General features: G+C 64.9%; 9 protein-coding genes. 4 read left to right on the top strand and 5 right to left on the bottom strand.

Going from position 1 to position 12,066, the window contains the following annotated elements; translation table 11 throughout:
* A partial coding sequence (locus DM816_RS34710) for an IS630 family transposase (protein ID WP_117214692.1) occupies nucleotides 1-405 on the top strand: 405 nt, incomplete at its 5' end.
* A gap of 516 nt (nucleotides 406-921) precedes the next feature.
* Here DM816_RS34710 and DM816_RS34705 read toward each other — a convergent pair.
* From DM816_RS34705 to DM816_RS34690, 3 genes are all read right to left on the bottom strand, one after another.
* Nucleotides 922-1,476, bottom strand: a complete 555-nt coding sequence (locus DM816_RS34705; RefSeq protein WP_246002531.1) for a transposase — start codon at nucleotides 1,474-1,476, stop codon at nucleotides 922-924.
* Nucleotides 1,439-1,981: a helix-turn-helix domain-containing protein gene (locus tag DM816_RS34700; protein ID WP_117214694.1), complete on the bottom strand. Its 543-nt coding sequence runs from the start codon at nucleotides 1,979-1,981 to the stop codon at nucleotides 1,439-1,441. The genes DM816_RS34705 and DM816_RS34700 overlap by 38 nt, the downstream gene beginning before the upstream one ends.
* A 467-nt stretch (nucleotides 1,982-2,448) precedes the next feature.
* Nucleotides 2,449-3,735 (bottom strand): hypothetical protein, encoded by a 1,287-nt coding sequence (locus DM816_RS34690; protein WP_162908133.1) that lies wholly within the window; start codon nucleotides 3,733-3,735, stop codon nucleotides 2,449-2,451.
* Between the two features lie 400 nt (nucleotides 3,736-4,135).
* Between DM816_RS34690 and DM816_RS34685 the strand changes: the two genes are divergently transcribed.
* A complete protein-coding gene (locus tag DM816_RS34685; protein ID WP_162908132.1) occupies nucleotides 4,136-5,005 on the top strand; it encodes a hypothetical protein in 870 nt (289 codons plus the stop codon).
* Nucleotides 5,006-5,276: 271 nt separating this feature from the next.
* Here DM816_RS34685 and DM816_RS34680 read toward each other — a convergent pair whose 3' ends face one another.
* Both DM816_RS34680 and DM816_RS34670 read right to left on the bottom strand, forming a co-directional pair.
* The gene (locus DM816_RS34680; RefSeq protein ID WP_117214693.1) at nucleotides 5,277-6,140 is read right to left on the bottom strand and encodes a phosphotransferase; all 864 of its coding nucleotides are present in this window, start codon (nucleotides 6,138-6,140) and stop codon (nucleotides 5,277-5,279) included.
* A gap of 479 nt (nucleotides 6,141-6,619) precedes the next feature.
* On the bottom strand, nucleotides 6,620-9,700 hold the full coding sequence (locus tag DM816_RS34670; protein WP_162908131.1) for an ATP-binding protein: 3,081 nt from the start codon (nucleotides 9,698-9,700) through the stop codon (nucleotides 6,620-6,622).
* Between the two features lie 791 nt (nucleotides 9,701-10,491).
* Here DM816_RS34670 and DM816_RS34665 point away from each other — a divergent pair.
* Entirely contained in the window at nucleotides 10,492-11,565 is a 1,074-nt protein-coding gene (locus DM816_RS34665) for a hypothetical protein (protein ID WP_162908130.1), read from the top strand.
* A gap of 69 nt (nucleotides 11,566-11,634) precedes the next feature.
* Nucleotides 11,635-12,066, top strand: a 432-nt coding sequence (locus tag DM816_RS34660) for a hypothetical protein (protein WP_211588978.1), incomplete at its 3' end; no start/stop codon positions are given.

The following is a 12,066-nucleotide window of genomic DNA, read 5'->3' as shown; positions in this document are numbered from 1 at the left end:
CGGCATGACGAGTTCCTGCGGTTCCTGCGCACGATCGACACGTCGGTGCCACGCAAGCTGCAGGTTCATCTGATCGTCGACAACTACGGCACGCACACCCATCCCGACGTGAAGGCGTGGCTGGCCAGACATTCCCGCTTCCATCTGCATTTCACTCCGACGTCCTCGTCGTGGCTGAACCTGGTCGAACGCTGGTTCAGTGAGCTGACCACCAAGATGATCCGACGCGGCGTGTTCCGCAGCGTCGATGATCTCGTGGCGGCGATCGAGGAGTTCCTGAGGGTACACAATGACGATCCGAAACCGTTCGTGTGGACCGCGACCGCAGAGTCGATTCTTGCCAAAGTGCAACGCGGCCGCGTCGCCCTGAACAAACAGAAACTCAAATCTGAGACGTCACACTAGGGCTTTCCACACATGTCCCACATCGTCGAATCAGCCGCACATAGCCCACTCAGGTTAACGGGAGGAGTGGATCTATTTCGGGCGAGGCTTCCGCTGACCCGGTGGCTTCCGATCTTGCAACGCCCCTGGTCCATAGCGTGACCAAACACACCAGCAAGTGCAGGTCACCGAGGTTCCGAGACGTGAGGAGTGGTTCGGCGGCAGCGTGCTCAGGAGAAGGTCACGGTCACGGTCATCCAGCGCGGGGCTCTCGCTTCGGTTCGCGACCACGCGCTGCGCCGCCGCGGCGCGCTGCATGACATGTGGTGCTTCGATCTGGACGTTTCGCATAGCAGCGTGCAGCCGCTGGAGCGCCACGGCGTACCCAGTCGGTTCGGCCGGGTCAGGCGTCGTCTCGTAGTAGGTCCAGAAGGTGATGGCGAAGCAATCGACTTCGTACACGCGCGGTTCGACTCGAGGATCCAGCGATGCCACCGGGCCGGCAGCTGCAGCTACAAAGCTCTTGAAGCGTTAGGGTCAGGGCGGTCGTAGACCGGTCGCGGCGAGGAAGCCGTCGATGAGTCCCGGTCGGTATTGCATCTGCTTGAGCCGGGTTTTGACCAGTCGGGCCATGGCGTCGATGTTGGTCACGGCGATGTTGGCCAGGCTGCGCTTCAGGTGCGACCAGACACCTTCGGCGGCGTTAAGTTCCGGGGCGTAGCCAGGTAACCGGTAGACCCGCAGCCAGGACCTGGCGGCAATAGCCTGCCGCATATCGACGGAGATATGCCCGTTGAGGTTGTCCCAGATCAGGACGATCGGTCTGCCCAGCTGCTGGTGGGCGGCGTCGAGCAGCCGTGCGAAGTCGGGCTCTTTAAAGCCCTTGCGCTCACCTTGCGTCCTTTGTGGACGATGATGCGGTGGATGAGACGGGCACGGTCGCCAGGCCGGTAACAGACCAGCCCCGCGATCGAGATACGGCCCGAGCCCTTGCCAGTCACTTTGACGATCGGGGTTTTGCCACGCGGGGCCCAGGTGCGGGCCTTGGCCGGTCTCAGCGTTTGGGCCGACTCGTCGGCGAAACAGATCCACGCGCCCAGCCTGCGCGCGAGTCTTTTACCGCAGCCCAGGTGTAGCGGCGCCAATGCGCGATCGCCGTCTCGTCGCGCTCGGCGGCCCGCGCTTTGGGCATCTGAACCGTCCAGCCCATCCGCTGCAACACCAGCGAGGCGCCTTTGAGGCTGTAGCGCACCCGAAACAGCTTCCAGATCAGCGCGGCCACCCTGGCCAGGGTCCACCGTTGATCGTCGTAGCCGGCCGCCGCCGGACCCTTGACCAGCTCCTGCTCCAGCCGATCCTGCTGCACCTGGGTCAGCTGCGCGCTGCGGCCGGGAGATCCCCTCGACGCTAACGCTGAAGTTCCACCGGCAGTCCAGGCACGATGCCACGCGTACGCCGATTTTTGCGACACCTCAAGCGAAACCGCCACTTGCGCGGGCGTCACACCTTCGGCGAACATGCCCGCCGCCTGCAACCTGACCTGCTCACGCCTGGCCCGCCCAGCAGCGTTAAGGCCACCCCCGTCGCCATACCTCACAACAGAGACAACCACGAGACCAACAACGCAGCTACGGAAGATCACCCTAATGATTCAAGAGCTGGTAGTTCCCATGCGAGCCGGACCTCAAACGCCGCGACTTCCTGCCCGAGCAGCGCCGTTCGAGCGAACACGTTGCATGGCAGGAGACGTAGGGCCAGTGTGTTCGAGTTTTGGATCACGACGGCGTCGTCGACCTTCAGGCCGAGGCCGCGAGCAAGGGACGTCGCTGCGGCTATCGCACGTGATACAAGGCCTACCTGCACGACGTACATCCTGACACCCGCTCACACATCGGCATGTCCGGACGCCGACGCGCGAAACCGCACAGCGCCCCACGTGACGGCAGCGTGACCGGCATGCGAGACGCAGCGCGCGCTCGGCGGCATGAGTGGCACTCAGGCCTACCTGATCCGTTAGTCGTACTCGATCGGTGCCGTGTCAGTGCTGTGTCGGTTCGTGGTCTGTCAGGTCGTGGGGTCGCCGACGGCTGAATAGAGCGCGAGTGCTTCGCTGATGGCGTGGCCCGCACTGTTGTTGGCGCCGGTGACGAGGTGTCCCATGGCTCGGTCGGTCAACGCTCGGATCAGCCGCCGAGCGCCTCGGTCGGGATCGATGGCGAGCAGCCGCCGCTCGAGATCGACGTTGTGTGCCAGAGCCGGGGTCACCTCTTCCTGGAATTGAGTAGGCCCGTCGAAGAGCACCGATGCGCGGATGGCGCGGCGGCGTATCAGGGTCGCAAGCTGGGCCAGCCGATCCTGGCGTGATGGGAGCGGGCCGGCACCGGCCGCGGTTGCTTCGTCGAGGGCTTGGTCGATGGCGTCGAGCCCCGCGCGGTAGGCCTTCCTGACACTGAAGGACCAGCAGTGAAGACCCAGGCCATGAACCGGTTGAAGGGGCCGGCGCGGGTCGACGCCGATCGGGATCGCTCGACCGGCTTCGGGCCGCTCGTCCGCAGTGCCGGATCGCGCGAACAACGAGGCTTGGACGGCCTGATGGAATCCGAAGTTACTCTGCGAACCTTCAGCCGGAAGCTGATCGCAGGCGGCCACGGACTCCTGAAGGAGTTCTCGCGCTCGCTGCGGGTGGCCGGAGTCGAGAAACCGTAGCGAGGATCCTGCAGTCCAGATCGCGTGTGTCGTCAGCCATCCCGGATCGGCTTCGGACATGCGGCGCTGCAATGCGAGGGCCTCGTGCTCGACCTGCATGCTCGCATCGCTCTGCCCGGCCAGGTCAAGATAGATCGCCAAGTCCAGCAATGACCACATGACACCGGCAGGCTGGGGATGACTGCCCCCGGAGCCGGTCGCCCGGTAAGTGTCGACCAATTCGAGCTGTACGGTCACGGCCTTCGCGAACTGCCCGACCTCGGCAAGGCCGGATGCGAGAGCCATGAGGATCTTCTTGTCGGTGTCCGCCGGTCGCGAGGCGACCCGTCGGGCGAGTGTCGCGGCCTCGTGGCGTACTGCTAGGGCGAGATCGTCAGCGTGTGCGAGTGAATAGAAGAGGCCGAGTCTGGAGAACGCCCGCATTGCGTCGTTGAGATACTCGTCGGCACCACCAGCGGCCAGGGTTCGATAGATTGCGGCGGCCTCTTCGAAGTACGGAATGCCTTCCGTGGGTGTCTCACGATTGGTCTGTACCGCGAACGTCATCAGGCAACGAGCCAGTTCGGGCAGGCCAGTTGCTGGCTGGAGCCGGGCCAACTTCCGACATTCGTCAATCGCACCCTCGGTGACCCGTTCAGTCCTCATTGAAGCGCCTCGCATTCCTTCGCACATGGAGACTGGCAACGGTACCGGTGCAATGCGCCGCTCATGAAAGACGTCCACGGGCTCAAAGAGCATGATCAGGTGCACGGACATCGGCCTAGAGCGGACTTTCCACACCGCTACAATCCAGATCGACTTGTCCGCACGCGGTTCCGATGTGGACACGTTCGACCGCGCCAATGAGGACCCGTCCAGCGAGACATCTTGGGATTACGGGGATGATCGGTCTGTTGGGTTCGGGTCGGGCAGGGACTTGATCGCCGGAGGCGAGGTCGTACCAGGGCTTCGGTCGGCGACCCGCTTACCGCTGCGTACCTTGGCGTGTCGGCCGTCCTGGAGGTTTACGCCTGCGGGGTTGATGCCGGTCCGGTACGATCACGCGATGTCACAGGGTGCTGGGCTACTCGTCGTGGCGAGGCTGACCATTTGCAGTTCGTACAGCCAAAATATCGAGCAGGCGGCCGTGGAGTCATTCGACACGATCCAGTTCTACCTGCCCGCCGAGGGTGACCTGGCCTATCGCATCCGCACGTTTGGACTCGATCATGACATTCATGTGCACGGCCTCAGCGGCCGATCGCAGCTGTCCGAGGAAATCGTGCGGGCCCACCTCGACAGGGCCTATGCGGCGGTAACGGCCTCGCTGCACACTGTGGCACTGTCACGGATGTCTACAGTGGACCTGGCCGAGGCGGGAATCAGCTGCGGTGAGCTCGAACTGGTCAGCGACGCCGGCTACCTGTTCTGGAATCCGGACGCAGGCCACTACACGACCAAGTCCGAGCCGATCGACCCGCGACAGCGGCAGGATATGCAGGAGGTGATCTACCTCGGTGGCGTGGCCCGGTTCTGGGTGCCGCAATCGTGGTGCGTCGAGATGAGCGTAGAGGACGGCGGCCAGTTCTACGACCCCGACGGCGACACGGTCCTACGGCTCAACGTGCTTACCTTCGACACCTCGGCGACAGCGGGCGGCCCGCCGCAAGTGCGCCACCAACTGAGGCCAGGCCAGCGGCCAATCGACAGCGGTCGCCTGACGGCCGGGTACGAGTTCGACGTCTACGAGCAGGATGACATTGCGGAAGGCACCACGGTGCGGTACTGGCAGATCGCTCAAGTGCTTCCCGGACAATGCCGCATCTACGTGTTCTCCTACGCCTACACCACCAACGCCGGCCACGCGATCGCCAACGAACTCGCCACGATCGATCGGGAGATACGACGGATGATCCCGTATCCCGAACCGCTATGAGCGGCCAAAGGACATCACACGCAACGGCGACGTGCCGCGGCCTCACCAGCCCGACCACCGGGTGTTCGGTTCGGAAACCACGCCAGGATTGTCCGAATAGGGCACCATGCGAGACGCTGACATCAGCATTCACGCATCCGTGGGCCCATAGAACCTGTCATGACGGCCCTTATCGTACATCGATCATGTGAGCCGTTCGATGGTCGATCCCCTTGCGCACGACCGAGTTGGATGGGTCAACGCGCGGATCGCGGCATGAGAGTGCGTTTCGCTAGCCGATTGAGAGGGTACCGAGTGCCGGCCAAGGCGGACCCGCACGGAGTAAGCCAAGGATGTCTCTGCCGTGTCGAAGCCCGTCGGGGAATTGATCGTGAACGTCCCAGCGCCAGGCGCCGACTAGCGCGAGAACGAGACGCCGACACTCCTGGAGTCGCACTTGATCGAGACCCGGGTAGTGCATGCTCACCTCGACCGGCGCGTGGGCAACGTCGAATTCGACCGGCCCCACGCAACAGGTTTCGAAGTCGACGAAGACAATCCCATCTGGGGTATTAAGGAGGTTGCCCGGGTGCGGTTCTCCGTGCAGCAACTGGTCGGTGGCCGCACGGCGCTGTATGGCTTCGCCTGCGCTGTGAAGCGTGCTCAGGAGAAGGTCACGGTCACGGTCATCCAGCGCGGGGCTCTGGCTTCGGTTCATGACAACTCGCTCCGCCGCGGCGACGCGTTCCATGACATGCGGTGCTTCGATCTGGACGTTTCGCATGGCTGCGTGCAGCCGCTGGAGTGCAACGGCGTATTTAGCTGGTTCGGCCGGGTCAGGCGTCGCCTCGTAGTAGGTCCAGAAGGTGATGGCAAAGCCATCGACTTGATACACGCGCGGTTCGACCCGAGGATCGAGCGATGCGACAGGGCCGGGCGTCGCGGCCAGTGCCCGTGCGAGCCGGACCTCAAACGCCGCGACTTCCCGCCCGAGCAGCGCCGTTCGAGCGAACACGTCGCATGGCAGGAGACGCAGGGCGAGTGCGTTCGAGTTTTGGATCACAATGGCGTCGTTGACCTTCAGGTGGAGGGCGCCGGCAAGGGACGTCGCCGCGGCTATCGCACGTGATACAAGGCCAACCTGCACAACGTACATCCTGACACCCGCTCGCACATCGGCAGAAGAGTGCGTTCGTTTTGGTGCTGTCGTGCGGGCAACGTGTCCAGATCGACCGGTCCCGGGGCGATGCCGGCCTCGGCCAGCATCGCCTCGAACTGCTCACGTGCGGTGCCAAGGCGCCGGCAAGCCCTGGGCCGGGTTCGCCGGCCTGGAACAGCAGCGCGTTGACCTCGAGCGGTCGCCGGTACACCGCCGCCCCATACAACGCTTCCCGGGGCGTGGGATACCGGCGCCAGGTCGTGCAGATCTCGCAGGTCACCCCACCCACGCCGACACATCGACCATTGTCGTGGTAAACCAGTCGCTCATGAGCACAACACAGATTAAGAATGTCGACGGTCAAAGATCGAGCTCGAACGACTGCGATGACGGCCTTCACGTAATTCTCGTGTCCGCCGGAACCGCCTACACAGTACTTTGGCCCAGGAGTGCCCGGATGGCCGCTTCGCTCGTATTCACCTTGCGTGGGTGGCTGTTGTCAATTTATCGATCTTGTCTGTCTCATCAGGCGCGATTGCATGTCGTTGTATCGAAGAACCAAGGTCCGGGGGGTCCGGCGGACGGATGGGAGTGTCCAGTGTCCGGCGGAGGTGTGGATTAATCGCGACGAGCATTTCCACCACTCGGCTGATGCCCGGGGGCATCATCATTGCGTGGAAATCTTTTCGGGGTGGCGTCTGACGCTTCGGGATAGCGGCGTACCGGTCGTGGTCGAACTCTACGAAGGTGTCGGCTATTGCTTGGCGAATCCAACCCTCGTGGTGTGGGTCGGCTGCGGCGACCGCCACGGCTGCTATCGCCAGATCGACGACACGCTCAGGTTGGGGTGTTGGAGTCATAGCAGCATGCGTGACCGGCGCCAGCATGTCGCCGGCATCGAGAATGAGATCACGTAACGCCAACTTCTCCTTCGTCGGTGAAAGAGCTGCGCTGGTCGTCCAGCGGATGTGGCGGATACGGAAGTCTGCGCTGGACAGTTGAAGCCGGTATCCGGTTTCGGCGTGGATTGCATCGGCCTGGCTCGCCGCCCGGATGGCTTGATCGACGTCGCCGAGGTCGTGATGAATGGCGGCCAGGGTGCTGAGGGCGTATGCCTGCAGGTGGCGCCAGCCCGATTTGCGCGCTTGCGCCAGTGCCTCCTGGATGTCGGTGATTGCCTCGGTGAGCTGGCCTAGATGCCGGCGGTCGGAGGCGAGGCCAATCAGGGTGGTGATCGTCAGATAGCGTTCCTCGCTTTGTGTAGCTGTTTCGTATGCTTCTAGGCGGGTTTTTAGTGCCTGCTTATGGTCGCCGATGCGGTGGTATGCCTCGGTGAGGGCGTTGAGCGCGACGGCCGCCTGATAGGTGCGGTGTCCGCTTCGCTGGACTATTTCTATGGCCTCCGATGCAAGGTCTACAGCGTGGTGGTTGTCGTCTGCGGCAGAGTGGATCATGGCGAGGACCGCGAGGGTTTCGGCCTCCCCGGCGAGATTGCCATTTTGGTGATGCAAATCGCGTGCGGCGGCCAGCCGTGCGGTTGCCTGCTCGGTGTGGCCGAGCAGGTGGTATGCCAGACCGAGGTTAGTCAGTGATGTGGCTTTTATCGCTGAGAAACCTAGTGTTTCTTGGATTCTCAGCGCGTCTTCGAGGTTAGTGACGGCCTTGTGGAAGCGGCCCATCATGAGGTGTGTCAGGCCAAGGTTGGCCAGGACGGTGGCCTGCGCGGCGACGCGGCCGGTGCGCTGGTTCAATGTGAGGGCTTCGTGAAGCTGGCTGATGGCGGCATCGAAATTGCCTTGCTCGCTGCACTGGGAGCTCCAGTTCGCCAGGGTTGCGGCTTCGCCGTCGGCCCAGCCTGCGCGCCGGGCATCGGCCAGTGCCAACTGGAAATGCCGGGTGGCCTGGTCGTGGTCGCCCTGGTGCCAGCGCAGCACGCCGAGATTGAGTTGAGCACTGGTGTGAGCATACGGGTTGCCGTCGTGTTGAGCCGCGGCAAGCGCAGCGTTCGCGGTGGTCTGCCAGCTTGTGGTATGCATGCGGTTGGTGAAGTAGCCGCGCAGGCTGTGGGCCAGCGACCAGGCGGCGGGTCGGGGACCGTGCTGCGCGGCGTGGGTGACAACAGCGACGAGGTTGAGGTGCTCAGCGTCCAGCCATGCCAGTGCCTCAGGGGCGTCGTCGAAAGGTATTGCCGGCTGCGTTGCCATGTTGGGTAACCGCAGCAGGTGGGGGTAGAGCAGTTGCGCGGCTGCATCAACGCGGCTCTGGTAGTGCCCCAGCAGTCGTTGTAGGGCGGCTTGACGTGCCGGTTCGGGCTCTTCCCGCCGAGCGGTTTCCGCCGCGCAGAGACGGATAAGGTCATGGCTGGTGTAGCGGTCACCGCGACGCTCGAGCAGATGTGCGTCGTTGAGGGTCTCCAGCAGGTCTCGCGTCTCGTCGATGGGCAGGCCGACCAGTGCTGCAGCTGCCGCTGCTGTGATGTCCGCGCCGGGATCAACGCCGATCAGACGGAACAGTCGCCGGGCCGCCGGGCCGAGTCGTTGGTAAGAAAACGAGAATGCTGCATCAACTGCGGACTGGTCATCGCCGACAACTCGCAGGGCGGACAGCCTGCTGGCCGTCAGCTGTTCCACATAAGCGTTCGGATCGAGGCCGGGATCGGAGAGGTTGGCCGCCGCGATGCGTAATGCCAACGGTATCCTGCCGCAGGCGTCGATCAGCGCGGGAGTGACCCGCCTGAGACTGCGTAGCCGGCGGCCACCGACCAGTCTGCCGAGAAGTAGCGTGGCCTCTAGCGCGGGCAAGGGTTCCAAGGCGATTCGTTGGGCGCCTTCCAACGCTGCTAATCCGCCGAGTCTGGTTCGGCTGGTGATCAACGTGAAATTGCGGCGTCCCGGGGGCAGAAGTGTGCGCACCTGCGCGGGATCAAGCGCATTGTCCAACACGATAAGCATCCGTCGTCGAGCGATGACACTGCGGTACATCGCCGCGGCGGCGTCCAGATCAGGCGGTACCTGTTCGGCGGAAAACCCCAGGCTGGTCAGCATGTACGACAGTGCATGCGCCGGCGGCATGGGTTCGGACGGGGCGAAACCGCGTAGGTTGAGGTAGAGCTGACCGTCGGGGAAGCGGTGACTGGCCTGATGCGCCCAGTGCACGACTAGGGCGCTCTTGCCTACCCCTGCCGCTCCAGAGACGACAACCGGCACCGGCGCGGTGTGACCGAGCTTGGTCAGCAGGTCGTTGAGGCGCTGTATCTCCCGGCCACGCCCCGAGAACCCCGAGATGTCGGCCGGCAGCTGCGCAGGCGGCACGATAGCCGCCCCTGCCGGTTCGGCTGCCACCGGGCTCGCCGCGGCGTCGATCACAAACTGGGCACGTTGATCTCCCTGCAACCCGAGCGCATCGGCCAGCCCACGGACCGTGGCCGGACGTGGCCTGCCCGCGCGGCCAGACTCCAGGTAGCGGATGGTGCGGACCCCCAACCCTGCCCGATCGGCCAGCTCCTCCTGCGTCATTCCGAGACGCTGGCGCAAGGCCACCACCGCTGCTGCGAACACCTCACCAAGATAACGTCCGCAATCGATACGTGGCGAAGAATCTTGCCTGCCAATTGCCTCCCTGTTGCCTGGGCCGATCCGCCACGCGGGCATAGCTTTCTCAGCAGACCTGCTGACTGAAATCTATTCCCACCTCTGGAGACGACCATGACACCACCACACCGCCACCCGCGCGCCGACCCGTTGCCGCTTCTGGACTTGCCGCCTATCGATTCCGGCGCCACGACAAGCTCATCCCATCCTGATGCCGGCTCGGGTTCGGAAGCGGTCGGAGACTCAGCAGAATAAAGGGATACCGCCCGCTACCAGCGTCGCGCGTCACAATGGTCGCCGCGATTATCAAACCGCACCCGCAGCGTGAACTGCTGACAGGCACGGGTGACCGTCAGGAAATGATTGCACAGGCGGACATCGGTGTACTCGCGGAACATGTCGCACGGTGAGTGGACGGGCGCGCCAGAACCGGCTAGGGCACGGTGTCGCAGATGGTGACGATGATCATTTCGTCTTGCGTTTCGACGGTCACCTCGCTCCACATGTGATTGACCAGCTATAGGCCGCGCCCGGTTGCGGCGTCCGGCGGCGGTGGGTCGAGATCAGTGGCACGGCGGAGAGATCGCGTTGCCGGTTGACTCCGCTGTAGCGGCCCGCGCGCCCGGTGTCCCGCGCGGGGCCGGGACTGTCCCGAGCCGCCTGACCTCTTCGCTCGCCCCGGCTCGCGCACACACACTGAAGGCCCTTTCCCGCGCTCGTCTGCGACCGGGAGTTCCCAAACCGTAAGGGAGTGAAGAATGTCGATGTTAAGTCGTGTGCCGGGTCTGCGCCGCCCCACCGCGACCGGGCTCGTGGCAAGCGTGGTGGCCGTGCTGCTGATGGTCACCGGCGCCGCCGCCGTCGCCGGGACCGGTGCCGTGACGGCGGACGGTCCCGAGGTGGTCATCCGGGACACTTCCAGCGACACCGGAGCCGAGCCGTCCACCGTCTCGCCGTGGTGGGTCAGCCCCGCGATCAGGGTCTGCGAATGGACCCCCGTGGATCCCCCGGTGAAGTGCGCGGTCAGCACGGACCAGCTGGCCATCGGCGGCTCGTACTACGTCTGGGTCGAGGTGGGCAACATCGGCAACGCCGAGGCCCAGGGCGAGCTGAGCCTGCGGCGCACAACACCGGGCGGCAGCACCTACTGGGACGCCGACTGGAACCCGGTCGGCCTGCCGGTGAGCGTCACCGTCCCCGCGGGCGCCACCAAGGACGTGTGGTTCAAGTTCGACAACGTGCCGGCCGTTGGCCACTTCTGCCTCGCGGCGCTGTGGGACTCGGACGACGACGCGCTGAAGCCGTATCCGGCCGACCAGGACAAGGTGGTGACGGCGGACAACAACATCGCGCAGCGCAACGTGAACGCGGTCGCGTTCAAGCCCAACGAGCCGGCCTTCCGGCCTTTCGCGATCGCCAACAATCTGTCCGTCCCGACCCGTACCAGTCTGACGTTCACGTCGATCGGCGCGCCGTTCCATCAGGTCGGCGAGATCATCGTCGACCTCGGCCCCGTCATGTACCAGCGATGGTGGCAGGCCGGTGCCTTCGGCAGCGGCATCCAGCAGGTCTCCGGAAGCGCCACGCAGTTCCGGCTGATATCCCCGCAATCGAAGATCGAGGAGCTGCCGCTACAGCCCTTTGAACGGATCACGCTCTGGTTGCGCTTCACGGCGGGCGGCGGCGCCTCGAGCGGCGTCACCTACGGGCTTGCCGTGGACCAGGGCAAGGCCACTCCCGTGACGTGTAACCCGGGACCCGCCCCTTGCCCGCCGCCGCCACCGCGGCCGCCGGTCGGCGGCGTGCACTACGCGATCAAGGTCATCCGGTAGCCGCCGAACGAAACCCCATTCGCCCGGTGCCGCGCGCCCGCGCGGTACCACCGCTTGAAGGGAACCCGCATGAAAGTCATCGCACCACCGGCAATCTCGGCCGCGGTCGCGCTCCTGCTCGTGGCCACGCCCGCGGCATCGGCCGCCTCGGACAAGCCCGCGGCATCGGCGGCCGCACGGCACTCCGAGCAGGCCGGCCCGCCCGGCTTCGCCACGTGGGCCGAGGTCTATGCGCTGCAGGACCGGTTGAACGCCACCGCACAGCGGATCCTGCAGGCGGGCGACCCCGGCAACCCGAGCATCGTCGCCGATCCGCTGCGCCGTGCCCTGCTCGTGTACTGGAAGGGGGACGTGCCACCGGCCGTGCGGGCCGAGGCGGCCGCCGCCGGCGTGCCCGTGCGGTTCCTGCCCGCGGCGTACACGCTGCGCGAGCTGACCGCCGAGGCGCAACGCCTCGTCGGCGACGGCCGCGTCGTGGAGGCCGCGCCAAAGGCGGACGCC

The sequence above is a fragment of the Allorhizocola rhizosphaerae genome (assembly GCF_003426775.1).
Classification (GTDB): Bacteria; Actinomycetota; Actinomycetes; order Mycobacteriales; family Micromonosporaceae; genus Allorhizocola; species Allorhizocola rhizosphaerae.
The sequence above is the reverse complement of the archived record's forward strand: the minus strand, read 5'-3'. Positions and strand labels throughout refer to the sequence as shown.